This is a genomic window from Kitasatospora mediocidica KCTC 9733, from assembly GCF_000744225.1.
Taxonomy (GTDB): Bacteria; Actinomycetota; Actinomycetes; order Streptomycetales; family Streptomycetaceae; genus Kitasatospora; species Kitasatospora mediocidica.
Genome location: NZ_JQLN01000004.1, coordinates 640,264 through 664,865, shown reverse-complemented (window position 1 = coordinate 664,865; position 24,602 = coordinate 640,264). Strand labels below are relative to the sequence as shown.

24 protein-coding genes and 1 riboswitch are annotated in these 24,602 nt (G+C 71.7%); of the genes, 20 read left to right on the top strand and 4 right to left on the bottom strand.

Annotation, left to right across the window (positions count from 1 at the left end; all coding sequences use genetic code 11):
• Nucleotides 1-34: 34 nt before the first annotated feature.
• Nucleotides 35-1,264, bottom strand: a complete 1,230-nt coding sequence (locus BS80_RS10540; RefSeq protein WP_035795837.1) for a DUF349 domain-containing protein — start codon at nucleotides 1,262-1,264, stop codon at nucleotides 35-37.
• Nucleotides 1,265-1,492: 228 nt separating this feature from the next.
• Complete coding sequence (locus BS80_RS10535; RefSeq protein WP_035795834.1) at nucleotides 1,493-2,326, bottom strand: peptidylprolyl isomerase; 834 nt, start codon at nucleotides 2,324-2,326, stop codon at nucleotides 1,493-1,495.
• Between the two features lie 275 nt (nucleotides 2,327-2,601).
• On the opposite strand from BS80_RS10535, the gene BS80_RS10530 reads away from it, so the two are divergent.
• The 13 genes from BS80_RS10530 to BS80_RS10470 all read left to right on the top strand — a co-directional run bounded on the left by BS80_RS10530 (nucleotide 2,602) and on the right by BS80_RS10470 (nucleotide 18,023).
• A complete protein-coding gene (locus BS80_RS10530; RefSeq protein WP_035795831.1) occupies nucleotides 2,602-3,309 on the top strand; it encodes an MBL fold metallo-hydrolase in 708 nt (235 codons plus the stop codon).
• Nucleotides 3,310-3,320: 11 nt separating this feature from the next.
• The gene (gene hisS / locus BS80_RS10525; RefSeq protein WP_035797224.1) at nucleotides 3,321-4,583 is read left to right on the top strand and encodes a histidine--tRNA ligase; all 1,263 of its coding nucleotides are present in this window, start codon (nucleotides 3,321-3,323) and stop codon (nucleotides 4,581-4,583) included.
• Entirely contained in the window at nucleotides 4,580-6,367 is a 1,788-nt protein-coding gene (gene aspS, locus BS80_RS10520) for an aspartate--tRNA ligase (protein WP_035795828.1), read from the top strand. Before hisS ends, aspS begins: the two co-directional genes overlap by 4 nt.
• A gap of 114 nt (nucleotides 6,368-6,481) precedes the next feature.
• Entirely contained in the window at nucleotides 6,482-7,312 is an 831-nt protein-coding gene (gene ppk2 / locus BS80_RS10515) for a polyphosphate kinase 2 (protein WP_198045484.1), read from the top strand.
• A gap of 30 nt (nucleotides 7,313-7,342) precedes the next feature.
• Nucleotides 7,343-8,692 (top strand): replication-associated recombination protein A, encoded by a 1,350-nt coding sequence (locus tag BS80_RS10510; protein ID WP_035795825.1) that lies wholly within the window; start codon nucleotides 7,343-7,345, stop codon nucleotides 8,690-8,692.
• A 312-nt stretch (nucleotides 8,693-9,004) separates the two neighbouring features.
• The gene (rpsD, locus tag BS80_RS10505) at nucleotides 9,005-9,619 is read left to right on the top strand and encodes a 30S ribosomal protein S4 (protein ID WP_035795824.1); all 615 of its coding nucleotides are present in this window, start codon (nucleotides 9,005-9,007) and stop codon (nucleotides 9,617-9,619) included.
• A 156-nt stretch (nucleotides 9,620-9,775) separates the two neighbouring features.
• Nucleotides 9,776-10,252, top strand: coding sequence for a DUF948 domain-containing protein (locus BS80_RS10500; protein WP_035795821.1), 477 nt, complete (start codon nucleotides 9,776-9,778; stop codon nucleotides 10,250-10,252).
• 6 nt (nucleotides 10,253-10,258) lie between these two features.
• The gene (locus BS80_RS37600; protein ID WP_157536142.1) at nucleotides 10,259-10,705 is read left to right on the top strand and encodes a DUF6167 family protein; all 447 of its coding nucleotides are present in this window, start codon (nucleotides 10,259-10,261) and stop codon (nucleotides 10,703-10,705) included.
• Nucleotides 10,705-13,374: an alanine--tRNA ligase gene (gene alaS / locus BS80_RS10490; protein WP_035795819.1), complete on the top strand. Its 2,670-nt coding sequence runs from the start codon at nucleotides 10,705-10,707 to the stop codon at nucleotides 13,372-13,374. Before BS80_RS37600 ends, alaS begins: the two co-directional genes overlap by 1 nt.
• Entirely contained in the window at nucleotides 13,374-13,865 is a 492-nt protein-coding gene (gene ruvX / locus BS80_RS10485) for a Holliday junction resolvase RuvX (RefSeq protein ID WP_051966445.1), read from the top strand. The genes alaS and ruvX overlap by 1 nt, the downstream gene beginning before the upstream one ends.
• Before the next feature lie 92 nt (nucleotides 13,866-13,957).
• Nucleotides 13,958-15,133 carry an endolytic transglycosylase MltG gene (gene mltG, locus BS80_RS37595; protein ID WP_051966444.1) on the top strand — a complete coding sequence of 392 codons (1,176 nt, stop codon included), beginning with the start codon at nucleotides 13,958-13,960 and terminating at the stop codon, nucleotides 15,131-15,133.
• A gap of 170 nt (nucleotides 15,134-15,303) precedes the next feature.
• Nucleotides 15,304-17,181: an endolytic transglycosylase MltG gene (mltG, locus tag BS80_RS37590; protein WP_051966443.1), complete on the top strand. Its 1,878-nt coding sequence runs from the start codon at nucleotides 15,304-15,306 to the stop codon at nucleotides 17,179-17,181.
• Nucleotides 17,182-17,189: 8 nt separating this feature from the next.
• Nucleotides 17,190-18,023 carry a shikimate dehydrogenase gene (locus BS80_RS10470; RefSeq protein ID WP_035795818.1) on the top strand — a complete coding sequence of 278 codons (834 nt, stop codon included), beginning with the start codon at nucleotides 17,190-17,192 and terminating at the stop codon, nucleotides 18,021-18,023.
• 10 nt (nucleotides 18,024-18,033) lie between these two features.
• Here the strand turns inward: BS80_RS10470 and BS80_RS10465 are convergent, their stop codons facing one another.
• On the bottom strand, nucleotides 18,034-18,285 hold the full coding sequence (locus BS80_RS10465) for a CBU_0592 family membrane protein (protein ID WP_035795817.1): 252 nt from the start codon (nucleotides 18,283-18,285) through the stop codon (nucleotides 18,034-18,036).
• A gap of 20 nt (nucleotides 18,286-18,305) precedes the next feature.
• A riboswitch (guanidine-III (ykkC-III) riboswitch) is annotated at nucleotides 18,306-18,371 on the bottom strand.
• 186 nt (nucleotides 18,372-18,557) lie between these two features.
• Here BS80_RS10465 and aroC point away from each other — a divergent pair.
• From aroC to BS80_RS10430, 6 genes are all read left to right on the top strand, one after another.
• Nucleotides 18,558-19,742 carry a chorismate synthase gene (aroC, locus tag BS80_RS10460; protein ID WP_157536139.1) on the top strand — a complete coding sequence of 395 codons (1,185 nt, stop codon included), beginning with the start codon at nucleotides 18,558-18,560 and terminating at the stop codon, nucleotides 19,740-19,742.
• Complete coding sequence (locus BS80_RS10455) at nucleotides 19,739-20,254, top strand: shikimate kinase (protein ID WP_035795813.1); 516 nt, start codon at nucleotides 19,739-19,741, stop codon at nucleotides 20,252-20,254. Before aroC ends, BS80_RS10455 begins: the two co-directional genes overlap by 4 nt.
• A complete protein-coding gene (gene aroB / locus BS80_RS10450; RefSeq protein WP_035795811.1) occupies nucleotides 20,251-21,342 on the top strand; it encodes a 3-dehydroquinate synthase in 1,092 nt (363 codons plus the stop codon). The genes BS80_RS10455 and aroB overlap by 4 nt, the downstream gene beginning before the upstream one ends.
• Nucleotides 21,339-21,779, top strand: coding sequence for a type II 3-dehydroquinate dehydratase (aroQ, locus tag BS80_RS10445; RefSeq protein ID WP_035795809.1), 441 nt, complete (start codon nucleotides 21,339-21,341; stop codon nucleotides 21,777-21,779). Before aroB ends, aroQ begins: the two co-directional genes overlap by 4 nt.
• 65 nt (nucleotides 21,780-21,844) lie before the next feature.
• A complete protein-coding gene (locus BS80_RS39270; protein ID WP_083974498.1) occupies nucleotides 21,845-22,867 on the top strand; it encodes an AAA family ATPase in 1,023 nt (340 codons plus the stop codon).
• Between the two features lie 32 nt (nucleotides 22,868-22,899).
• A complete protein-coding gene (locus BS80_RS10430) occupies nucleotides 22,900-23,706 on the top strand; it encodes an Fpg/Nei family DNA glycosylase (RefSeq protein WP_035795804.1) in 807 nt (268 codons plus the stop codon).
• A gap of 9 nt (nucleotides 23,707-23,715) precedes the next feature.
• Here BS80_RS10430 and soxR read toward each other — a convergent pair whose 3' ends face one another.
• Complete coding sequence (gene soxR / locus BS80_RS10425; protein WP_051966441.1) at nucleotides 23,716-24,180, bottom strand: redox-sensitive transcriptional activator SoxR; 465 nt, start codon at nucleotides 24,178-24,180, stop codon at nucleotides 23,716-23,718.
• Nucleotides 24,181-24,273: 93 nt separating this feature from the next.
• Here soxR and fdxA point away from each other — a divergent pair, with 93 nt between their 5' ends.
• Nucleotides 24,274-24,597 carry a ferredoxin gene (fdxA, locus tag BS80_RS10420; RefSeq protein WP_035795801.1) on the top strand — a complete coding sequence of 108 codons (324 nt, stop codon included), beginning with the start codon at nucleotides 24,274-24,276 and terminating at the stop codon, nucleotides 24,595-24,597.
• Nucleotides 24,598-24,602: the final 5 nt, after the last annotated feature.

Sequence of the window (24,602 nt, the reverse complement as noted above, 5' to 3'; positions counted from 1 at the left end):
TGGCGGTGGGCCCCTCTCGGCTGTCAGCCGGCTGTCAGCCGCTGAACTCCTGCAGGCTCTTCAGAGCCTGGTCGAGCAGCTCCTGACGGCCCGCCAGCTCCTTCTCCAGCTTCGCGGCCTTGGACTCGTTGCCCGCCGCACGGGCCTTGTCGGCCTCGGCGCGCAGCTTGTCCACGGCGCTCTGCAGCAGCCCGGTCATGCCGGCCGCACGGGCCTTGGCCTCCGGGTTGGAGCGCTGCCACTCGGCCTCCTCCGCCTCGCGGATGGCCCGCTCGACGGTGTTCAGCCGGGCGTCCAGCTTCGGCCGGGCGTCGCGCGGCACGTGCCCGATCGCCTCCCAGCGCTCGTTCACCTCCCGCAGGGCCGCCTTGGCGGCCTTCAGGTCGCTGATCGGCAGGATCGCCTCGGCCTCGACGAGCAGGGCCTCCTTCAGCTTCTGGTTCTCGCCCTGCTCGGCGTCGCGCTCGGTGAAGACCGCCGAGCGCGCCTGGAAGAAGACGTCCTGCGCGCCGCGGAACTTCGCCCACAGCTCGTCCTCGGCGTCCCGCTGCGCGCGGCCCGCCGACTTCCACTGCGCCATCAGGTCGCGGTAGGCCGCCGCGGTGTCGCCCCACTCGGTGGAGCTGGACAGTGCCTCGGCCTCGGCGACCAGCCGCTCCTTGAGCGCCCGCGCCTGGTCGCGCTCGGCGTCCAGCGACGCGAAGTGCGCCTTGCGGTGCTTGGAGAAGACCGACCGGGCGTGCGAGAACCGGTGCCAGAGCTCGTCGTCGCTCTTGCGGTCCAGCCGGGGCAGGCCCTTCCAGGTGTCCACCAGCGCGCGCAGCCGGTCTCCGGCCTCCCGCCACTGGGTGGACTCGGCGAGCTGCTCGGCCTCGGCGACCAGGGCCTCCTTGGCCACCCGGGTCTCGTCGGCCGCCTTGGCGCGGGCCGCCTTGCGCTCGACCTGCCGGGACTCGATCTCGCCGGTGAGCACCTCGAGGCGCTTGGCGAGCGAGGCCAGGTCGCCGACCGCGTGTGCCTCGACCACCTGCGCGCGCAGGTGGTCGAGCGCGGTCTGGGCGTCCTTCGCGGCCAGGTCCGTCTTACGGACCCGGTGCTCCAGCAGGCCGATCTCGGCTACCAGGCCCTGGTACTTGCGCTCGAAGTAGGCGAGAGCCTCCTCGGGGGAGCCCGCCTGCCAGGAACCTACGACGCGTTCGCCGTCGGCGGTCCTGACGTAGACGGTCCCCTGCTCGTCGACACGGCCCCACGGGTCGCTGCTCACAGCGCCTCCTCCACATGACGTTCCGTCCACGACCGTTGTCGTGCGGATCGTCGTCCACAGTTGAATGTGCGGCGGACCGATGGGCCCGCCGTTCCTGCCCGTCTGTCGGTGCTGCCGCGGGTGACGGCGATCGGGTCAGGGCACCCTATACAACAGCAACATAGGGGACCAGGCCCGGTGCTGTCCGCATCCCGGCCGGGCCAATTCGCGCGGCGTTGTCGGCCTCGCTCAGCTCTTGACAGCCGTCACCTTGTTGAGCACCACGCTGGCGTTCGGGGCGCCGTCGCCGCCGCCACCCTGCACGCCGCCGGCCGCGATGTTGTTCAGCACGTCCAGGCCGCCGGTGATCTTGCCGAACGGGGTGTAACTCGGGGGCAGCTGGCTGTCCTTGTAGACCAGGAAGAACTGGCTGCCGTTGGTGCCCGGGCCCGCGTTCGCCATCGCGACGGTGCCGGCCGGGTAGGTGCCGCCGGTCACGGCCTTGTCGGTCAGGTTCTCGTCGGCGAACTGGTAGCCGGGACCGCCGCTGCCGGAGCCGGTCGGGTCGCCGCACTGCAGGACGTAGATGCCCTGGGTGGTCAGGCGGTGGCACTTCACGTGGTCGAAGTAGTTCTCACCCGACAGGAACACGAACGAGTTGACGGTGTGCGGCGCCGTGGAGGGGTCCAACTGGAGCGTGACGGTGCCGCAGCTGGTGTCCAGCGTCGCGGTGTACTTCGCGTTGGCGTCCACCGACATGGCCGGCTCGGTCTTCCACTGCTTGCCGTTCGGGGAGCCCGCGGCCGGGGCGGTGCAGCCCTTGACCGACACCGGGGCGGCCGGAGCGCTGCTGCCGGGCGTGCTCGCGGCGGGCGCGGCGTTGGCGGTGGTCGACTTCTTGGCGTCGCTCTTGAAGGCGCCGCCCGCCCACAGGCCACCGCCCGCCAGGACGACGACGGCGAGCGAGGCACCGAGGATGCTGGTGCGGCGCCTGGCCTTGGCCTGGGCCTCGATCCGGTTCTGCTGCTGCCGCTCGTACTTCTCGCGGGCGAGCTGGCGCCGCCGCTGTTCGCTGTTGACCACCGGCTGTTGTCTCCTCTGTTGCGCTGGACTCTGGAGTGTCGGACTAAGGGGTACTGGTCCCTGGATGCGGTTCCCGGGGTGCTGGATCGGATCATCGCATCCACTGGCGGCCAAGTGTAGGGACCCCGTCTGTAAGTACGAGGTGAACAGCCCGTGGTCGAGGTCACGATTCACCGGTGGGGCGGCACGTCCTATCCGGTTCGCAACCGGTGCCTTACCGCCGGTAGGCTGCACCGAAGACTCTTCCCGCCCCTCGACACCTCCGAAGGACTGCCGTGTTCATCGCCGGATTTCCCGCCGGAGCCTGGGGCACCAACTGCTACCTGGTCGCGCCGGCCCCCGGCGAGGAGTGCGTGATCGTCGACCCGGGCCACCAGGCCACCCGCGGGGTGGAGGACCTGGTGCGCGAGCACCGGTTGAAGCCGGTCGCGGTGGTCCTCACGCACGGGCACATCGACCACGTCGCCTCGGTGGTGCCGGTCTGCGGGGCCCGGGACATCCCGGCCTGGATCCACCCCGACGACCGCTACATGATGGCCGACCCCGAGAAGGCGCTGGGCCGCTCCCTGGGGCAGCAGCTGATGGGCGAGATCACCGTCGGCGAGCCGTCCGACGTGCGCGAGCTGACCGACGGCAGCGTGCTGGAGCTGGCCGGCCTCAGCCTCACCGTCGACCATGCCCCCGGCCATACCAAGGGGTCGGTGACCTTCAGGACGCCGCAGCAGCCGGACCTTCCGCCGGTGCTGTTCTCGGGCGACCTGCTCTTCGCCGGCTCCATCGGGCGCACGGACCTCCCGGGCGGCAGCCATGACGCGATCATGCGTTCGCTGGCCCGGGTCTGCCTGCCCCTCGACGACGCCACCGTGGTCCTCTCCGGCCACGGCACCCAGACCACCATCGGCCGCGAGCGCGCCACCAACCCCTACCTCAAGCAAGCGGCGGGGGCTTCGGCCGGCCCCGGGCCGGTACGACGAGGAATGTGACGGAAGAGAAGTTGAACACCTTCACCGCCCCCAAGGGCACCTACGACCTGCTGCCGCCGAGCTCCGCGACCTTCCTGGCGATCCGCGAGGCGCTGTCCGCGCCGCTGCGCCGGGCCGGCTACGGCTACATCGAGACGCCCGTCTTCGAGGACGTCAAGCTCTTCTCGCGCGGCGTCGGCGAGTCCACCGACATCGTCACCAAGGAGATGTTCTCGCTCACCAAGCGCGGCAAGGAGGACCTCGCGCTGCGCCCCGAGGGCACCGCCTCGGTGGTCCGCGCGACCCTTCAGGCCAACCTGCACAAGCTCGGCAACCTGCCCGTCAAGCTCTGGTACTCCGGCTCGTTCTACCGCTACGAGCGCCCGCAGGCCGGCCGCTACCGGCAGTTCTCGCAGGTCGGCGCCGAGGCGATCGGCGCGGAGGACCCGGCGCTGGACGCCGAGCTGATCATCCTGGCCGACGACAGCTTCCGGGCGCTGGGGCTGCGCGACTACACGCTGCTGGTCAACAGCCTCGGCGACAAGCAGTGCCGCCCGGTCTACCGCGCCGCGCTCCAGGAGTTCCTCACCGGCCTGGACCTGGACGAGGACACCCGCCGGCGCGCCGAGATCAACCCGCTGCGGGTGCTGGACGACAAGCGCGAGGCCGTGCAGGCCCAGCTGACCGACGCGCCCCGGCTGCGCGACTTCCTGTGCGAGGACTGCAAGGCCTACGACGAGCAGGTCCGCGAGCTGCTCACGGCGGCCGGCGTGGCCTTCACCGACGACCCCAAGCTGGTCCGGGGCCTGGACTACTACACCCGTACCACCTTCGAGTTCGTGCACGGCGGCCTCGGCGCGCAGTCCGCGATCGGCGGCGGCGGCCGGTACGACGGCCTGTCCGAGATGCTCGGCGGCCCGGCGCTGCCGTCCGTCGGCTGGGGCCTGGGCGTGGACCGCACCTACCTCGCGATGGAGGCCGAGGGCATCGTCCTCGACCTGCCCGCCACCACCGCGGTCTACGCCGTGGCGCTCGGCGAGGAGGCCAAGAACGTGCTCTTCGCCAAGGTGGTCGAGCTGCGCCGGGCCGGCGTCGCCACCGACCTCGCCTTCGGCGTCAAGGGCATCAAGAACGCCATGAAGTCCGCCGACCGCTCCGGCGCCCGCTGGGCGCTGGTCGCCGGGGACCGCGATCTCGCCGACGGCGTCGTCCAGTTGAAGGACATGACCAGCGGCGAGCAGATCCCCGTCGCCCTCGACGCACTTGTCACCACCCTGAAGGAGAAGCAGCAGTGATCCGCACGCACGACGCGGGCACGCTCCGCGCGGAGCACGCCGGCACCACCATCACCCTGGCCGGCTGGGTGGCCCGCCGCCGCGACCACGGCGGCGTGGCCTTCATCGACCTGCGCGACGCCTCCGGCACCGTGCAGGTGGTGGTCCGCGACCTGGAGTCGGTGCACGGCCTGCGCGCCGAGTACTGCGTCAAGGTGACCGGCGACGTCCGGGTCCGCCCCGAGGGCAACGAGAACCCGGACATCCCGACCGGCCAGGTCGAGGTCGTGGTCAGCGCCATCGAGGTGCTCTCCGAGGCCGCCCCGCTGCCGTTCCAGGTCGCCGAGTACGAGCCGGGCACGGTCAACGAGGAGGTCCGGCTGCGCTACCGCTACCTGGACCTGCGCCGCGAGGGCCCGGCCCGCGCGCTGCGGCTGCGCTCGAAGGTCAACCACATCATCCGCACGGTGATGGAGGAGAACGACTACCTCGACATCGAGACGCCGTACCTCACCCGCTCCACCCCCGAGGGCGCCCGCGACTTCCTCGTCCCGGTCCGCCTGCAGCCCGGCCACTGGTACGCCCTGCCGCAGTCCCCGCAGCTCTTCAAGCAGCTGCTGATGGTCGCCGGCATGGAGCGCTACTACCAGATCGCCCGCTGCTTCCGCGACGAGGACTTCCGCGCCGACCGCCAGCCGGAGTTCACCCAGCTGGACATCGAGGCCTCCTTCGTCGACCAGGAGGACATCCTGGCGCTCGGCGAGAAGGTCGTCTCGCGGATCTGGTCCGACGTGCACGGCTACCAGCTGCCGAGCCCGCTGCCCCGGATGACCTACGCGGACGCGATGAACCGCTACGGCTCCGACAAGCCGGACGTCCGCTTCGGCCAGGAACTCACCGACCTGACCGAGTACTTCAAGGGCACCGAGTTCCGGGTCTTCCAGGCGCCCTACGTCGGCGCGGTCGTGATGCCCGGCGGCGCCTCGCAGCCCCGCAAGCAGCTCGACGCCTGGCAGGACTGGGCCAAGGCGCGCGGCGCCCGGGGTCTGGCCTACGTCGTCATCGACGCCGAGACCGGCGAGCTGCGCGGCCCGGTGGCCAAGAACCTCAACGCGGAGCACCTGGCCGGCCTGGCCGCCGCCGCGGGGGCCAAGAACGGTGACGCGATCTTCTTCGCGGCCGGCAAGAAGACCGCCTCGCAGGAGCTGCTCGGCGCCGCCCGCCTGGAGATCGGCCGCCGCTGCGAGCTGATCGACGAGTCGCAGTGGGCCTTCCTCTGGGTCGTCGACTTCCCGATGTTCGAGCCGATCGAGGACGACAAGGGCGAGTTCCAGGGCTGGCACGCGGTGCACCACCCGTTCACCGCCCCGACCGCCGAGTCGCTGGCCACCTTCGACACCGACCCGGGCAGCGCGCTCTCCAACGCGTACGACCTGGTGCTCAACGGCAGCGAGCTGGGCGGCGGATCGATCCGTATCCACCAGCGCGACGTGCAGAAGCGGGCGTTCGACGCGATCGGGCTCTCCGAGGAGGAGGCCGCCTCGCAGTTCGGCTTCCTGCTGGACGCCTTCAACTACGGCCCGCCGCCGCACGGCGGTGTCGCCTTCGGCCTGGACCGGATCGTCACGCTGCTCGGCGGCTACGACACCATCCGCGACGTCATCGCCTTCCCGAAGACGTCCACCGGCGGTGACCCGCTGACCGGCGCACCGACCCCGATCACCCCGGCCCAGCGCCGCGAGGCCGGCGTCGACGCCAAGCCCAAGGTCCGCGAGGACGCGAAGCCGGAGTCGCAGGACTCCTGAGGCACCGTGAAACCCCCGGTCGACTCGTCGGCCGGGGGTTTCGTGCATCCATCGGACGGCCTGGATGTGAGAGTTTGTCACTCTCTGTCCCGTCCTGTCCCCGGAGGCGCCACCGTGACCGACCAGCCCGCCGTGCAACCCCGTCTGGTCAAGAAGCGGTACGAGAAGGAACTGCTGCGGCTGCAGTACGAGCTGGTCAAGATGCAGGAGTGGGTACGGGCCGAGGGCGTTCGGCTGGTGGTGGTCTTCGAGGGGCGGGACGCGGCCGGCAAGGGTGGGGCGATCAAACGGGTGACGGAGTTCCTCAACCCGCGGGTGGCCCGGATCGCCGCGTTGCCGGCGCCCACCGAGCGCCAGCGTGGGCAGTGGTACTTCCAGCGCTATGTCGAGCAGCTGCCGGCGAAGGGCGAGATCGTGCTCTTCGACCGCAGCTGGTACAACCGGGCCGGGGTCGAGCACGTGATGGGCTTCTGCACGTCGGAGGAGTACTGGCAGTTCCTGCACCAGTGCCCGATCTTCGAGCGGATGCTGATCGAGGCGGGCATCGAGCTGCGCAAGTACTGGTTCTCGGTCAGCGACGCCGAGCAGGAGCGCCGGTTCCGCGACCGGCTGGCCGACCCGATGCGGCAGTGGAAGCTGTCGCCGATGGACACCGAGTCGATCACCCGCTGGGAGGACTACTCGCGGGCCAAGGACGAGATGTTCGTCCACACCGACCTGCCGGACTCGCCGTGGAACGTGGTGGAGAGCGAGGACAAGCGCCGGGCCCGGATCAACATGATCGCCCACCTGCTCTCCACCGTGCCCTACCGCGACGTCACCAAGCCCCCGCCGGCCCTGCCGCCCCGCCCGGCCTCCCAGGGCTACCAGCGCCCGCCGCGCGACCTGCAGAAGTACGTCCCCGACCACGCGACGGGGCTGGAGGGCAAGCGCAAGCGGAAATAGCCTGTCGGCCCGCTCGCATAGGCTGCGGGGGTGGACGAACCGGACCTCTTCACCGCCGCCGCCGAGGACCTCCAGGCCAGGGAGCCCGGCCGGGCCCCGCTGGCCGTACGGATGCGCCCGCGCACCCTGGACGAAGTGGCCGGCCAGCGGCAGCTGCTCAAGGAGGGCTCGCCGCTGCGCCGGCTGGTCTCCGGCTCGCGCGGCCCGGCCGCGACCAGTTCGGTGATCCTCTGGGGCCCGCCCGGTACCGGCAAGACCACCCTCGCGCACGTGATCAGCCAGGCGGTGGAGGGCCGCTTCGTCGAGCTCTCGGCGATCACCGCGGGCGTCAAGGAGGTGCGGGCGGTGATCGAGGGTGCCCGCCGCGCGGTCGGCATGAGCGGCCGCGAGACGGTGCTCTTCCTCGACGAGATCCACCGCTTCTCCAAGGCCCAGCAGGACTCGCTGCTCCCCGCCGTGGAGAACCGCTGGGTCACCCTGATCGCCGCGACCACCGAGAACCCGTACTTCTCGGTGATCTCCCCGCTGCTCTCCCGCTCGCTGCTGCTCACCCTCGAATCGCTGACGGACGACGACATCCGCGCCCTGCTGCGCCGCGCCCTGGTCGACGAGCGCGGGCTCGAAGGGCAGCTGGAGCTCAGCGCGGAGTCCGAGGAGCACCTGGTCCGCCTCGCCGGCGGGGATGCCCGGCGGGCGCTGACCACGCTGGAGGCGGCGGCCGGGGCGGCGCTGGAGAAGGGCGAGCAGACCATCACCCTCGCCACTACCGAGACCGCCGTCAACCAGGCGGCCGTCCGCTACGACAAGGACGGCGACCAGCACTACGACGTCGCCAGCGCGCTGATCAAGTCGATCCGGGGCAGCGACGTCGACGCGACGCTGCACTACCTGGCGCGGATGATCGAAGCCGGCGAGGACGCCCGCTTCATCGCCCGCCGCCTGATGATCTCGGCCAGCGAGGACATCGGCCTGGCCGACCCGACCGCGCTGCCCACCGCGGTCGCCGCCGCCCAGGCGGTGGCGCTGATCGGCTTCCCGGAGGCCCGGATCATCCTGTCCCAGGCCGCCATCGCGCTGGCGCTGGCACCCAAGTCGAACGCCGCCTACCTGGCCATCGACGCCGCGCTCGCCGACGTCCGCCAGGGCCTGGCCGGCGCCGTCCCGCCGCACCTGCGCGACGCGCACTACGGCGGCGCGGGCAAGCTGGGCCACGGCCAGGGCTACCAGTACCCGCACGACCTGCCCGGCGGCATCGCCGCCCAGCAGTACGCGCCGGACTCGGTGCACGGCAAGGTCTACTACCAGCCGACCCGGCACGGCGGGGAGGCCCGCTACGCCGATATCGCGGACTGGACCAGGGCCCGGCTGAAGGGCGAGTAGCCAGCGGGTATACTCGGTCGGAGTGCCAGGTCCCGGGCACGGCGGCGGGTGAGAACCCGACCGACCGGCCGCACCAGCGGGGCATCGGCCGATGACCCTTTTCGAGGGTCGTACCAGGAGCGTCGCGCACCGTTTCGGTGTCGCGGGCAGCCCACTCCCTTCATCGGGCGGTGGGCCGTTCGTGTGCTTGCACATAGTGCCCGGCCCCGGAGAGCGGCTGATCACCCCCGGGTGGTTTTTCTCCGGACCGCGAGAGGCGACCTCCGTCAACACCTGGTGAAGCCGTATTCACATGCAAGAGAGGTTTGGTTCATGGCGAACCAGAAGCGCCCCAAGGTCAAGATTGCCCGTGCCCTGGGCATTCCGCTGACCCCGAAGTCCGTCAAGTACTTCGAGGCCCGCCCGTACCCGCCCGGCCAGCACGGCCGCGGGCGCAAGCAGAACTCGGACTACAAGGTCCGTCTGATGGAGAAGCAGCGTCTGCGCGCTCAGTACGACCTGAGCGAGACCCAGATGGCTCGCGCCTTCGACCGCGCCAAGAAGGCCGAGGGCAAGACCGGTGACGCTCTCGTCGCCGACCTCGAGGTTCGCCTCGACTCGCTGGTCCTGCGTTCGGGCATCGCCCGCACGATCTACCAGGCCCGCCAGATGGTCGTGCACGGTCACATCGAGGTCAACGGCCACAAGGTCAACAAGCCCTCGTTCCAGCTGAAGCCCGGCTACGTTGTCACCGTGCGTGACCGTAGCAAGGAGAAGGTCCCGTTCCAGGTTGCCCGTGAGGGTGGCTACGCGGGCGAGGGCGCGACCCCGAAGTACCTCGAGGTCAACCTCAAGGCGCTGGCCTTCCGTCTGGACCGTGCCCCGCAGCGTCGCGAGATCCCCGTGATCTGCGACGAGCAGCTCGTCGTCGAGTACTACTCGCGCTGACCCGCGAGTAGTGGCACACCGAACCCCCGCTGCCTTCGGGCCGCGGGGGTTCGGCGCTTTCCGGGACCAGGCCGCCCCGCCAGCGGATATCCGGTCGGGAGCGGAGGCCCGGGCGCGATAGGGTTCCCTTCTGGAGAAGTGAAGGGAGCACGCAAAGTGTCCGTGGGAGAGCTGGCCGGCCTGATCGTGGCCGTGGGCTGGGCCGTCCTGGTCACTCTGCTCGCCGTCGTCCTGGTGCGGCTCTCGAAGGTGCTGCGCGAGGCCACCGTGCTGGTCTCCTCGGTCACCGAGCAGGCCGTGCCGCTGCTGGCCGACGCGAGCGCCGCCGTGCGCAGCGCGCACGAGCAGCTGGAGCGGGTGGACGAGATCACCGCCAACGTGCAGGACGCCGCCGCCAACGCCAACGCGCTCTCCTCGACGGTCGCCGCCACGCTGGGCGGCCCGTTGGTCAAGGTCGCGGCCTTCAGCTACGGCGTCCGCAAGGCCGTCGGCCGTCAGCAGAGCGGCCTGACACTTCCTCAACCCGGCGTCGAGAGCGACGCGTTGACCCGTCTGATCCGGGCCGAGGTGCGCGCCGCCACGGCGCCCCGGGGCGGCCTGCTGGCCCGTGTCCGGCGAGCCGTGAAGGGCTGATGCACCGTGGTTCGACGCGTCTTCTGGATGGCGGTCGGTGCCGGCACCGCCGTCTGGGCCATGAACAAGGCCAACGAGGCCGCCCGCCGGCTCACCCCTGACAGCCTGTCGGGCACCGCCGCGCGCGGCGCCCTGCACCTGGGCGACGTCGCCAAGCGCTTCGCCCTGGACGTCAAGGCCGGGATGGCCGAGCGCGAGCAGGAGCTGCGCGCGGACCTCGGGCTGGACGGCACCGCCGTGCTGGACCCGCCGCGCCGGCGCCTGAGCGCGTCCCTCGGCGCCGGGTCCCTCGACGCCGGGTCCCTCGACGCCGGTGACCGAGCTATCTCGGCGGCCCCGGGCTCTCCGGGCGCCGCCCTGCCTCCGTCGCGCAAGACCCCCCAAGCCATCGCGTCAACGCCCCGTCAGCTCGAACAGCGCCGGGGCAGTACCCCCAACCGGAAGGACCAATAATGGAGTCGGCAGAGATTCGCCGCCGCTGGCTGCGCTTCTTCGAGGACCGCGGCCACACCGTTGTTCCGTCGGCGTCCCTGGTCGCCGACGACCCCACCCTGCTGCTGGTCAACGCCGGCATGGTGCCGTTCAAGCCGTACTTCCTGGGCGACGTCAAGCCCACCTTCAGCACGGCGACCAGCGTGCAGAAGTGCGTGCGGACTCCGGACATCGAAGAGGTCGGCAAGACCACCCGGCACGGCACGTTCTTCCAGATGTGCGGCAACTTCTCCTTCGGCGCCTACTTCAAGGAAGGGGCCATCAGCTACGCGTGGGAGCTGCTGACCTCGTCGGTGGAGGACGGTGGCTACGGCCTGGACCCGGAGAAGCTCTGGATCACCGTCTACCAGGACGACGACGAGGCCGAGAAGATCTGGCTGGAGAAGATCGGCGTCCCGTCCGAGCGGATCCAGCGCCTGGGCAAGGCCGACAACTTCTGGTCGATGGGCGTCCCCGGCCCGTGCGGGCCGTGCTCGGAGATCAACTACGACCGCGGGCCGGCCTACGGCGAGGAGGGCGGCCCGGCCGTCAACGGCGAGCGTTACATGGAGATCTGGAACCTGGTCTTCATGCAGTACGAGCGTGGCGCCGGCACCGGCAAGGACGACTTCCCGATCCTGGGCGACCTGCCGAACAAGAACATCGACACCGGTCTCGGCCTGGAGCGTCTGGCCACCATCCTGCAGGGCGTCGACAACCTCTTCGAGATCGACACCACCCGGATGATCCTGGGCCGGGCCGCCGAGCTGACCGGCCACCGCTACGGCGCCGGCGAGAAGACCGACGTCTCGCTGCGCGTGGTCTCGGACCACATCCGCACCTCGGTGATGCTGGTCGCCGACGGCGTGACCCCGGGCAACGAGGGCCGTGGCTACGTGCTGCGCCGCATCCTGCGCCGCGCGATCCGCAACATGCGCCTGCTGGGCGCCACCGAGCCGGTCACCCAGTCGCTGACCGACGTGACCATCGAGGCGATGGGCCCGCAGTACCCGGAGCTCTTCGAGGAGCGCAAGCGCATCGAGACGGTGATCGTCGCCGAGGAGATGTCGTTCCTGCAGACCCTGCGCAGCGGCACGCTCATCCTGGACACCGCGGTCGCCGAGACCAAGTCGGGCGGCTCCACGGTGCTCGCCGGTGACAAGGCCTTCCAGCTGCACGACACCTTCGGCTTCCCGATCGACCTCACCCTGGAGATCGCCGCCGAGCAGGGCCTCTCGGTGGACGAGGACGGCTTCCGCCGCCTCATGAAGCAGCAGCGCGACGCCGCCAAGGCCGACGCCCGTGCCAAGAAGCACGGCCACGCCGACGTCTCCGCCTACCGCGTGGTGGCCGACACCTCCGGCGCCACCACCTTCATCGGCTACACCGACACCCACGCCGAGGCCACCGTGGTCGGCCTGCTGGTGGACGGCGTGCCGGCCCCGGCCGCGCACGAGGGCGACGACGTCGAACTGGTGCTGGACCGTACGCCGTTCTACGCCGAGGGCGGCGGCCAGCTCGCCGACCACGGCCGGATCCGACTGGACTCCGGCGCCGTGGTCGAGATCCGCGACGTCCAGCAGCCGGTGCCCGGCGTGATCGTGCACAAGGGTTCGGTGCTGGTCGGCGAGGTGGTGCTCGGCGCCAACGCCTACGCCCAGCTCGACCTGGACCGCCGCCGCGCCGTCTCGCGCGCCCACAGCGCCACCCACCTGACCCACCAGGCGCTGCGTGACGCGCTCGGCCCGACGGCCGCCCAGGCCGGCTCGGAGAACGCCCCCGGCCGCTTCCGGTTCGACTTCGGCTCGCCGACCGCCGTGCCCGGCTCGGTCCTGGTGGACGTCGAGCAGAAGATCAACGAGGTGCTGGCCCGCGAACTCGACGTCACCGCCGAGGTGATGACGATGGATCAGGCCCGCAAGGCCGGCGCCATCGCGATGTTCGGCGAGAAGTACGGCGACGCCGTCCGAGTGGTGACCATCGGTGACTTCTCCAAGGAGCTGTGCGGTGGCACGCACGTCGGCAACACCGCCCAGCTGGGTCTGGTGAAGCTGCTCGGCGAGTCCTCGATCGGCGCCGGCGTGCGCCGCGTCGAGGCGCTGGTCGGCGTGGACGCCTACAAGTTCCTGGCCCGCGAGCACACCGTGGTGGTCCAGCTGACCGAGCTGGTCAAGGGCCGCCCGGAGGAGCTGCCGGAGAAGATCGCCGGCATGCTCGGCAAGCTCAAGGACGCCGAGAAGGAGATCGACCGCTTCCGCGCCGAGAAGGTGCTGGCCGCGGCTGCCGCACTGGTGGACAGCGCCCAGGACATCCACGGCGTGGCCCTGGTGGCCGCCCGGGTGCCGGACGGCGCCGGCGCCGACGACCTGCGCAAGCTGGTCCTGGACGTGCGCAACCGCCTCGGCTCCAAGCCGGCGGTGGTTGCCGCCTTCACGGTCGCCAACGACCGGCCGCTGACCGTCATCGCCACCAACGAGGACGCCCGCGCCCGCGGCGTCAAGGCCGGTGAGCTGGTCAAGGTCGCCGCCAAGGCGCTCGGCGGCGGCGGTGGCGGCAAGGACGACGTGGCCCAGGGCGGCGGCACAAACCCGGCCGCCGTGGACGCGGCCGTCGAGGCCGTCCGTTCGCTGGTCGCGGAGCGCACCGCCTGATGGAGCACAGCCTGACGGAGGAGCCCAAGCCCTGGCGCAGGGGCCGGCGGATCGCCGTCGACGTCGGTGACGCCCGGATCGGGGTCGCGTCCTGCGACCCCGACGGGCTGATCGCCACGCCCGTGGAGACGGTCCCCGCCGGGGGCCGCTCCCAGGCGCGGCTCAAGGCGATCGTCGAGGAGTACGACGCGATCGAGGTCGTGGTCGGCCTGCCGCGCTCGCTGAACGGCAAGGAGGGCCCGGCCGCGGAGAAGGTGCGCGGCTACGCGGGCCGGCTGGCGGCGCTGCTCGCGCCGGTCCCGGTCCGGCTGGTCGACGAGCGGATGACCACCGTCACCGCAGCTCAGGGGATGCGGGCGGCCGGTGTCAAGGCCAAGAAGGGCCGGTCGGCGATCGACCAGGCCGCGGCTGTGGTGATCCTGCAGAGCGCGCTTGAGACCGAACGGGTGAGCGGACGCGCACCTGGTGAGAGCGTCGAGCCGATCAGCTGATCAGCCTGGTCTAGCTTGCAGATGGGGGCCCGTCCGGACGCGTCCGGACGGGCCCCCTGACGTTTGCGCCCAGCCGCGGAGGCTCTCGACCCATGGACCAGGACTCGGCCCCCGGCCTCACCCCCGGGCACCTCGGGGCACCGGCCCTGGAGCCCGGACCGCAGGAGCGCCCGCCGGCCCCGTCGGGCCCCCGCGACCAGCGCCCGGACCGGACGGGCCTCGCCTGCGGCCTCACCGCGCTGCTGCTGGCCCTGCTGGCCGGTGGGGTCCTGCTGATCGGCGTCCGGATGTTCGGCCACTCGGGCCCACCGCAGGCGGCCGACTACCAGGGCGGCGGCACCGGCTCGGTCGAGATCTCCGTCCCGCAGGGCGCCAGCCTCACCCGGATCGGCCAGCTCCTGGTGAAGAACAAGGTGGTCGCGAGTACCAAGGCCTTCACCACGGTCGCCGCCCAGGCCACCGGGCAGCGGATCCAGCCCGGCACGTACACGCTCAAGCGGCAGATGAGCGCGGCCGCCGCGCTCACCGTGCTCGGCAACCCGGCCAACGCCAACGGTCTGACCGTGCCCGAGGGTTGGCGCGCCAGCCAGATCTACGCCGCGATCGACCAGCGCCTGAAGCTCCCCTCGGGCAGCGCGCAGTACGCCGCCGACCAGCACCGCGACGAGCTCGGGCTGCCCGACTACGCGGGCGGCAACCCCGAGGGCCTCTACTTCCCGTCCACCTACAGCGTCACCAGCGACAGCACGCCGCTGTCGCTGCTCCAGCAGATGGTCAAGCAGTCCGGCGTGGAGTCCGGCACCGACGAGCTGGACGCCGACGCGCCCGGCAACGGGATCACCTCCTACCAGGCGTTGGTGATGGCCAGCCTGGTCCAGGGTGAGGCGGACAACCCCGACGACATGGCCAAGGTGGCCCGGGTGATCTACAACCGGCTGGGCAAGGGGATGCCGCTGCAGCTCGACTCGACCATCAACTACGCCCTCGGCCGCACGACGCTGCACACCACGGTGACCGACACCAAGCTCGACTCGCCGTTCAACACCTACCAGCACCCCGGACTGCCGCCGACGCCGATCGACAGCCCCGGGCACGACGCGCTGGACGCCGTGCTGAATCCGGCGCAGGGGGACTGGCTCTACTTCGTCACCGTGCAGCCCGGGGACACCCGTTTCACGGACAGTGAGCAACAGCACAAGAAGAACGTCGACGACTTCAACGCGTACCAGGCCCAGCACGCTCCCTCGCCCGGAGCGAGCCCCTCCTGAGGCTCCGGAGGACCACTCTGCGCCAGGACGGGATCCGAGGCCTCGCAGTGCGGTACGGTAACGTCTCCCACCAGGCGCTGCGCTAGCACGCCGGTTCGACACGTTGCCGGGACGCCGTCCCGGACGGCCGGTCCGATCAACCGTCCGTCTCCGTCGGCATAAGGGATTCGATGACTGATCAGGGTCGGGGCTACGGCTCCCAGCCGTGGAACCCCGCCGAGTCCGGGTACGGAGAGCAGGCGCAGCAGGTCGCCGCTCCCGACGGGCAGGGCTATGCCGGGCAGGATCCGTACGCGCAGCAGCAGCACATCCCGCAGCAGCAGGGACCGTACGGCCAGGGTCAGTTCGTACAGCAGGGCCAGTCCTACGGACAGCAGCAGGGCTACCCGCAGGAGCAGTACGCCCAGCAGGACCCGTACGCGCAGCAGGGTCAGCACGGCCAGCCGATGCAGCAGGTCCCGAACCAGCAGCAGTGGCAGCAGCAGCCCTATCCCCAGCAGCAGGGGTACCCACAGCAGCAGCAGGGCTACCCGCAGCAGGGTTATCCGCAGGGCCAGTTCCCGCAACAGCAGCAGTACCAGCAGCAACAACAGCCCGCCCCCGTGCCGCAGCAGCAGGCCGTCCCGGTCGCGCGGACCGTGCCGGCCGCGCCGGTCGCCCCGCAGCCCTCCGGGCCCGGCCCCGACGGCATCGACTGGGAGGCCGAGGCGGCGGCGCTGGACAACCCGGCCGCCGTCACCGAGCAGTTCGAGGACGAGCTCTACGCCGAGGGCGAGTACGCCGAAGGGGAGTACGCCGAGGACGCGTACACCGAGGACGAACGCGCGGAGCAGGACGAGCACGGCGAGCACACCGAGGACGAGTTCGCCGAGGACGAGGAGCGGGCGTCCTTCTTCGGCGGCGAGGAGCAGGACAACAGCCGCGAGTCCGAGCGCAAACGCAAGGAGAAGGGCAAGAAGACCGGCCGCCGCAACCGCGGGGCCTGCCTGGTGGTCGCGCTGGTGATGCTCGGTGGCGCCGGCGGTGTCGGCTACCTGGGCTACGGCTACTACAAGAGCCACTTCGGTCCCCCGGCCGACTACGTCGGCGACGGCACCGGCGAGGTGCAGATCGAGATCGCCTCCGGCGCGGCCGGCACCGACATGGCCACGGTGCTGAAGAACGCCGACGTGGTGAAGAGCGCGCAGGCCTTCAGCGACGCGTTCACCAAGAACCTCCCGAAGGCGGCGAGTATTCAGCCGGGCTTCTACACCATGCACCACGAGATGTCCGCCGACTCCGCGATCCAGCTGCTGCTGACCGCGGCCGGCGGCGACGCGCTGATCGTGCCCGAGGGCCAGCCGGCCAGCGCCGTCTACACGTTGATCGACAACAAGCTCAAGGTCCCGGCGGGTACCACGGCCGGTGTGGCGAAGAGCCAGGCCGGCAGCCTCGGCCTGCCGGCCTACGCCAACAACAACCCCGAGGGCTTCCTCTGGCCGACCAAGTACTCGATCGGCCAGGGCATGAAGCCGCTGGATCTGCTCAAGCAGATGGTCGCCACGGCCAACACCACCTACGCCGGCCTCAACCTGGACGGGGGCGCGCAGGCGGTGGGCCTCAAGAACGCCTACGACGTCATCACCGAGGCCAGTATCCTGCAGCGCGAGGGCAACAACTCGGCGGACTTCGGCAAGATGGCCCGGGTCATCTACAACCGGCTGACCACCGACGTGAACCACCACACGCTGGGCATGGACACCACGCTGCAGTACTCGGTCGGCTCGAAGACGCTCACCGATGCGCAGATCAAGGACGCGTCGAACAAGTACAACACCTACATCAACCCGGGCCTGCCGCCGACCCCGATCGCCAACCCGGGGCAGGACGCCATCCAGGCGGTGCTCAACCCGACGCCCGGATCCTGGGGCTTCTTCCTGGCGACCAGTCCGACGCAGACCCAGTTCTTCGACACCGGCGAGCAGTTCGCGGCGGCCGTCAAGGCCAACTGCGCGGCCCACGGCCAGGGCTTCGACGCCAAGCAGGTCATCTGCACCAGCAAGAGCTGAGAGGCTCCATGGACATCCCCCAGCGCCGGGCCGCCGTGCTCGGCTCACCGATCGCACACTCGCTCTCCCCGGTGCTGCACAACGCCGCCTACCGCGCGCTCGGCCTGGCGGGCTGGGAGTACGGGCGGTTCGAGGTGGACGAAGCGGCGCTGCCCGGCTTCCTCGCGGGGCTGGATCCGGAGCTGTGGGCGGGCCTGTCGCTGACCATGCCGCTCAAGCGCGCGGTGGTGCCGCTGCTGGACGAGGTGAGCGCCACGGCGCTGGCCGTGGACGCGGTCAACACGGTGGTCCTCGAGCCCGACGGCCGCCGCACGGGCGACAACACCGACGTGCCCGGCCTGATCGCCGCGCTGCGCGAACGTGCGGTGACGACCGTGCCGGCCGCGGCCGTGCTCGGCGCCGGGGCCACCGCCTCCTCCGCGCTGGCCGCGTTGGCGCAGGTGTGCACCGGCAAGGTGACGGTGTACGTGCGCAGCCCGGAGCGGGCCCGCGAGATGCTCGCGCTCGGCGCGCGGCTCGGGCTGGCGGTCCGCACGGCGCCCTGGGAGCAGGGCGCCGAGGCACTGGCCGGACCGCTGACCATCTCCACCACGCCGGTCGGTGCCACCGACGCCTTCGCCGAGGGCCTGACGGCCGCGCCCGGCGTGCTCTTCGACGTCCTGTACCACCCGTGGCCGACCGCCCTGGCGGCGGCCTGCACGCAGCGCGGCGCCACCGTCCTGGGCGGGCTGGACCTGCTGGTCCACCAGGCGCTGCTCCAGTGCGAGCGTTTCACCCGCATCACGCCGGGCCCGCTCGCGGCGATGCGCGCCGCCGGCGAACAGGCGCTGGCGGCAGGTTGACGCCCGGGCGTCAGTGCTCGGTGCGGGGTTCCCGGCCGCGCAGCACGGCGACCAGGCCGATCAGCGACACCACCGCCCAGACGCCCTCCAGCAGCAGGAAGCCCCACTGGAGGGTGAATGCGGCCTGCGTCGCCAGGATCGCCGAACCGGACAGGTTGAAGATCAGGTAGGCCTTGGACCTGGCGCTGAGCCGGCCCGACTGGGCCAGCGCGAAGGGGATCAGTATGAGGATCGACCCGAGGATCTGGACGGTCTGCTCCATGACGGCACACTCCTGACAAGTGAGCGTCGTCTTGTCTGTCCGGGTACGGCGCGTCTCGTCCGGTGGCCGCGGAAGGGCGGTCCGCCTCCATTGTGCCTGAGACCGGGTGTCCCTGTCGCGGACGGTGGCTGTCCGCCCAGCGGACCGTGAACCGATACCCCCGTCAGTCGTGAAAGGATTCGGGAGAGGGCACCGCGCACCGGAGCCCACAGATGAACCCGGCCGGACCGCGGCCTCACCGCCGCGACCGGACCGCTGACGAAGGAGCACCGTTGGGTACGTTGCGCTGGCTGACGGCGGGGGAGTCGCACGGCCCCGCACTCGTCGCGACGTTGGAGGGCCTGCCCGCGGGCGTGCCCGTGACCACCGCGATGGTGGCGGACGCCCTGGCGCGGCGCCGGCTCGGCTACGGGCGCGGCGCCCGGATGAAGTTCGAGCAGGACGAGGTCACCTTCCTCGGCGGCGTGCGGCACGGCCTGACGATGGGCAGCCCCGTCGCGGTCATGGTGGGCAACACCGAGTGGCCCAAGTGGGAGCAGGTGATGTCGGCCGACCCGGTCGACCCCGAGATCCTGGCGGGCCTGGCCCGTAACGAGGCGCTCACCCGCCCGCGCCCCGGCCACGCCGACCTGGCCGGCATGCAGAAGTACAGCATCGACGAGGCCCGCCCGATCCTGGAGCGCGCCAGCGCCCGCGAGACGGCCGCCCGGGTCGCGCTGGGCGCCGTCGCCCGCTCCTACCTCAAGGAGACCTGCGGCATCGAGCTGGTCTCGCACGTGGTGGAGCTGGGCGCCGCCAAGGCCCCGGCCGGCGTGCTGCCGCTGCCCGGCGACGAGGCCCGCCTCGACGAGGACCCGGTGCGCTGCCTGGACGCCGACGCCGCCAAGCGGATGGTCGCCGAGATCGACCAGGCCCACAAGGACGGCGACACGCTCGGCGGCGTCGTCGAGGTGCTCGCGTACGGCGTGCCGGTGGGCCTGGGCTCGCACGTGCACTGGGACCGGCGCCTGGACGCCCGCCTGGCCGCCGCGCTGATGGGCATCCAGGCGATCAAGGGCGTCGAGGTCGGCGACGGCTTCGAGCTGGCCCGGGTCCCCGGCTCGCAGGCGCACGACGAGATCGTGCCGACCCCCGACGGCGTGCGGCGCACCTCGGGCCGCTCCGGCGGCACCGAGGGCGGCCTCTCCACCGGGGAGCTGCTGCGGGTGCGGGCCGCGATGAAGCCGATCGCCACCGTGCCGCGCGCGCTGCAGACCCTGGACGTGCGCACCGGCGAGCCCGCCAAGGCGCACCACCAGCGCTCGGACGTCTGTGCCGTGCCGGCCGCCGGGATCGTCGCCGAGGCGATGGTCGCGCTGGTGCTGGCCGACGCGGTGAGCGAGAAGTTCGGCGGCGACAACGTCTCCGAGACCCGCCGCAACGTCCAGAACTTCCTCGACCACCTGATCGTCCGATGAGCGGCCCCGCGGTCGTGCTGGTCGGCCCTCCCGGGGCCGGCAAGACCACCGTCGGACGACTGCTGGCCGAGCGTCTCGGCACCGAGTTCCGCGACACCGACGCGGACGTCGAGCAGCTCGCGGGCAAGCCGATCCCGGAGATCTTCATCGACGAGGGCGAGCCGCACTTTCGCGCCCTGGAGGCGCAGGTCGTCGCCGCCGCGCTGGAGAGCCACCCCGGCGTGCTGGCGCTGGGCGGCGGGGCCGTCATGGCGGACGCCAGCCGGGCGCTGCTGGCCGGCCGGCCGGTTGCCTACCTTGAGGTGTCGCAGGCCGACGCGGTCAAGCGGGTCGGCCTGGACGCCCCGCGTCCGCTGCTCGCGGTCAACCCGCGGGCGGCCTGGCGCGAGTTGATGGAGGCCCGGCGGCCGCTGTACCTGGAGGTCGCCGCAACCGTGATCGGCACCGAGGGGCTCACCCCGGAGCAGGTCGCGGACGCAGTCCTGGAATCCCTGGAGTTGAAGCGAGTATGAGTAGCAGCACCGTCACCATCCACATCGGGGGCGCGGACGGCCACGAGCCGTACGACGTGCTGATCGGGCAGCAGTTGCTCGGCGAGCTCGGCGGCCTGATCGGCACGCAGGCCCGACGGGTGGCGATCATCCACCCGGAGGCGCTGGAGGCGACCGCCGAGGTGATCCGCGAGGACCTGGCCGGCGAGGGCTACGAGGCGATCGCCCTCCAGGTGCCCAACGCCGAGGAGGCCAAGAGCGCCGACGTCGCCGCGTACTGCTGGTCGGTCCTCGGGCAGACCGGTTTCACCCGCAGCGACGTGGTCATCGGCCTCGGCGGCGGCGCCACCACCGACCTGGCCGGGTTCGTGGCCGCGACCTGGCTGCGCGGGGTGCGCTGGATCGCCATGCCCACCACGCTGCTCGGCATGGTGGACGCGGCGGTCGGCGGCAAGACCGGCATCAACATCGCCGAGGGCAAGAACCTGGTCGGCACCTTCCACCCGCCGGTCGGGGTGCTGGCCGACCTGGCGACGCTGGAGACCGTGCCCAAGCACGACTACGTCTCGGGTCTCGCCGAGGTCATCAAGTGCGGCTTCATCGCCGACCCCGTGATCCTGGACCTGATCGAGGCCGACCCGGCCGGCGCCACCACGCCGGCCGGCCCGCACACCGTGGAGCTGATCCGGCGCGCCATCCAGGTCAAGGCCGACGTGGTCTCCGGCGACCTCAAGGAGTGCGGCCGCCGCGAGATCCTCAACTACGGCCACACCCTGGCGCACGCCATCGAGCGCAACGAGCGCTACAAGTGGCGGCACGGCGCGGCGGTCTCGGTCGGCATGGTGTTCGCCGCCGAACTCGGGCGGCTGGCCGGGCGGTTGGACGACGAGGCGGCCGACCGGCACCGCACCGTGCTGGCCTCGGTGGGCCTGCCGCTGAGCTACCGTGCCGACGCCTGGCCGAAGTTGCTGGACGCCATGAAGATCGACAAGAAGTCGCGCGGGGACCTGCTGCGGTTCATCGTGCTCGACGGCCTGGCCAAGACTTCCGTCCTGGAGGGCCCGGACCCGTCGCTGCTGGTCGCCGCCTACGCCGAGGTGTCGGCGTGACGGCCGTGCTGGTGCTGAACGGCCCGAACCTCGGCCGCCTGGGCAGCCGCGAGCCGGACGTCTACGGTGCCACCAGCTACGCCGGCCTGGTGGAGCGGTGCACGGCGCTGGGCGCGGAGTTGGGCTTCGAGGTCCAGGTCCACGAGACCAACTCCGAGCAGCAGATGATCGAGTGGCTGCACCGGGCGGCGGACGAGAAGACCCCCGTGGTGATCAACCCGGGTGCCTTCACGCACTACTCGTACGCGATGCGCGACGCGGCCGCCCAGCGGACCGCGCCGCTGATCGAGGTGCACATCTCCAACCCGTATGCCCGCGAGGAGTTCCGGCACACCTCGGTGATCGCCGCGGTCGCCTCCGGCACCATCGCCGGCTTCGGCCTGGGCTCCTACGAACTCGCGCTGCGCGCCCTCGCCGAGCAGCTCACCAAGGGGTAGGGCCGGCCCCGCCCGAGGTGGGCGGCCCGGTGGGCGGACTGGGCTGCTCACCGGGCCGCCGTGTAATGTCCCGGACGGGAGGTGTGTCCGTGACGCAGTACGCAGGGGGAGGTCAGCAGCCTCCGCGGCCGCTGGCCCCGCCGCCGGTGCCGCCGCGCCAGACCGTGCAGCCGTACCCGGCGCCGCCGACGAGGCGCGCCGCGTTGCCGCCGGGCCCGCCGCCGCCGTTGCCGCCGGCTCCGCTGCCGTCCGGCCTGCCGCCCGCCCTGCCCTCCGCTCCGCCGCCGCCCGCGCCCGCGCTGCCCGGTTCGGCGCCGGCGTCGCCGCCGCCTCCCGCACCCGTGACGGCCGCCCAGCCGCCGCAGGCTCCGCCGCCGCGCCCGGCGCCCGCTTCCGCTCCCGCGCCCGCGCAGCCCCGCCGGGCCCAGGCCACCGCGCCGTCCGCCGCCGTACCGCCGGGCGGGACCGGGCACTTCGTCATGCCCACCGGCTCGCCGGTCCACCTGCCGGCGCCCGTCGCGCACGCCTACACCGGTCCGATCGCCGTCCTGCTGATCGGCCCGGCCGGCGCCGGCAAGACCACGGTCGCCCGGCACTGGGCCGAGCGGCGCCCCACCACGACCGCGCACATCAGCCTGGACGACGTCCGCGAGTGGGTGCAGTCCGGCTTCGCCAACCCGCAGTCCGGCTGGAACAACGCCTCCGAGGCGCAGTACCGGCTGGCCCGCCGCACCTGCGGCTTCGCCTGCCGCAACTACCTGGCCAACGGCATCTCCTGCATCATCGACGACGCGGTCTTCCCCGACCGTCCGGCGATCGGCCTGGGCGGCTGGAAGCGCCACATCGGCCCCGGCATGATCCCGGTGGTGCTGCTCCCGGGCCTGGACTCGGTCCTCGCCCGCAACGCCCGGCGCAGCGGCAACCGGCGGCTCAGCGACGAGGAAGTGGCCCGGATCCACGGGCGGATGGCCGGCTGGTACAACTCCGGACTGCCGATCATCGACAACTCCCAGCTCGACGTGAGCGCCACCGCCGAGGCCCTGGACCGGGTGGTCACCGCCCGGCTCGCCGGCCAGCCGGTCCGCTGAACCCTCCCGCACCGTACGAGAGTTGACCCGTCATGCCCGAAGGCCACATCCTGCACCGGCTCGCCGCCGAGAACCTGCGCGCCTTCGGCGGCCGCCCGGTGGCCGTCGCCAGCCCGCAGGGCCGCTTCGCCGAGGGCGCCGCGCTGCTCGACGGCCGCACGCTGGAGAGCGCCGAGGCGGACGGCAAGCACCTCTTCCTCGGCTTCGCGGACTCCTGGCTGCACATCCACCTGGGCCTCTACGGCGGCTTCAGCTTCGGCGCGGCCCCGGCGCCCGCGCCGGTCGGGCTGATCCGGCTGCGCCTGGAGAACGCCGAGCACTTCGCCGACCTGCGCGGGCCGACCACCTGCGCGCTGATCACCCCGGCCGAGAAGGACGCCGTGCACGCCCGGCTCGGCCCGGACCCGCTGCGCGCCGACGCCGACCCGGAGGCCGCCTGGCAGCGCATCTCGCGCAGCCGCAGCACGGTGGCGGCGCTCCTGATGGACCAGAAGGTCCTGGCAGGCGTCGGCAACGTCTACCGCGCCGAGGTGCTCTTCCGGCACGCGATCAGCCCGCACCGGGCCGGCCGCGACCTGTCCCGGGCCGAATGGGACGCGATCTGGGGCGACCTGGTGGAGCTGATGCACGGCGGCGCGGCCATCGGCCGGATCGACACCGTACGCCCCGAGCACACCCCCGAGGCGATGGGCCGCCCGCCCCGGGTCGACGACCACGGCGGCGAGGTCTACGTCTACCGGCGGGCCGCGATGCCCTGCCTGGTCTGCGGCACCGAGATCCGCACCGAGTCGCACGCGGCCCGCAACCTCTTCTGGTGCCCCCGCTGCCAGCAGGTCTAGTGCCGCGTCTCAGAGCCGTCGAGGCCCGACGCCGTCCCCAGCGAGCGCATCACCCGGGTTCAGCAGCGCGCAGGCCTTCATCGAGAGGCATCCGCAGCCGATACACCCGGTGAGCTCGGCCTCAAGCCGCTCGATGGTCTGCCGGCGCTCCTCCAGCCGACGCTTCCAGTCGCGCGAGGCCCGCTGCCACTCCTGGTGACTCGGCGGACGGTCGAGCGGCACGTCGGCGAACGCCTCCTGGAGGTCCTGCAACGGGATGCCGATCCGTTTGGCCACCGAGATCAACGCCACGCGGCGCAACATGTGCCGCGGGTAGCGGCGTTGGTTGCGATGGTCGCGGTCGGACGCGATCAGGCCGAGTTCCTCGTAGAACCGCAGCGCGGAGACGGCCGCCCCGGTCCGCGCGCTCACCTCGCCGATGCTCAGCCAGTCGTCCGGGGTGGCCCGGAGGCTGGCGGAACCGTAGCTCGTCATGAAGATCCTCCCTTGACCTCAAGGTTACTTGAGGTCATACGGTCGGCTGCGTCGGAACGGCAAGCAGGAACCACCGGAGAGGACGGCAGTTCGATGACGTTTGTGATCGCTTTGCCCTGTGTGGACGTCACGGACAAGGCATGCATCGACGAGTGCCCGGTCGACTGCATCTACGAGGGAGAGCGCATGCTCTACGTCCAACCGGACGAGTGCATCGACTGCGGCGCCTGCGAGCCGGTGTGCCCCGTCGAAGCGATCTTCTTCGAGGACGACATCCCGCAGGAGTGGCAGCACTTCACCACCGTGAACGCCGAGTTCTTCGCCGACCTCGGCGCCCCCGGAGGCAGCGCGAAGCTCGGTCGGATCGGACACGACCACCCGGTCGTGGCGGCACTGCCGTCGCAGAGCGCCGTGTGAGCCGG

What these genes read in the sequence shown, in the direction of transcription:
- rpsD (WP_035795824.1), top strand. Translation starts at nt 9,005, where the DNA reads ATGGCGAACCAGAAGCGCCCCAAGGTCAAGATTGCCCGTGCCCTGGGC.
- alaS (WP_035795819.1), top strand. Translation starts at nt 10,705, where the DNA reads ATGGAGTCGGCAGAGATTCGCCGCCGCTGGCTGCGCTTCTTCGAGGAC.
- ruvX (WP_051966445.1), top strand. Translation starts at nt 13,374, where the DNA reads ATGGAGCACAGCCTGACGGAGGAGCCCAAGCCCTGGCGCAGGGGCCGG.
- mltG (WP_051966444.1), top strand. Translation starts at nt 13,958, where the DNA reads ATGGACCAGGACTCGGCCCCCGGCCTCACCCCCGGGCACCTCGGGGCA.
- mltG (WP_051966443.1), top strand. Translation starts at nt 15,304, where the DNA reads ATGACTGATCAGGGTCGGGGCTACGGCTCCCAGCCGTGGAACCCCGCC.
- BS80_RS10470 (WP_035795818.1), top strand. Translation starts at nt 17,190, where the DNA reads ATGGACATCCCCCAGCGCCGGGCCGCCGTGCTCGGCTCACCGATCGCA.
- BS80_RS10465 (WP_035795817.1), bottom strand. Translation starts at nt 18,285, where the DNA reads ATGGAGCAGACCGTCCAGATCCTCGGGTCGATCCTCATACTGATCCCC.
- BS80_RS10455 (WP_035795813.1), top strand. Translation starts at nt 19,739, where the DNA reads ATGAGCGGCCCCGCGGTCGTGCTGGTCGGCCCTCCCGGGGCCGGCAAG.
- aroB (WP_035795811.1), top strand. Translation starts at nt 20,251, where the DNA reads ATGAGTAGCAGCACCGTCACCATCCACATCGGGGGCGCGGACGGCCAC.
- BS80_RS39270 (WP_083974498.1), top strand. Translation starts at nt 21,845, where the DNA reads ATGTCCCGGACGGGAGGTGTGTCCGTGACGCAGTACGCAGGGGGAGGT.
- BS80_RS10430 (WP_035795804.1), top strand. Translation starts at nt 22,900, where the DNA reads ATGCCCGAAGGCCACATCCTGCACCGGCTCGCCGCCGAGAACCTGCGC.
- soxR (WP_051966441.1), bottom strand. Translation starts at nt 24,180, where the DNA reads ATGACGAGCTACGGTTCCGCCAGCCTCCGGGCCACCCCGGACGACTGG.
- fdxA (WP_035795801.1), top strand. Translation starts at nt 24,274, where the DNA reads ATGACGTTTGTGATCGCTTTGCCCTGTGTGGACGTCACGGACAAGGCA.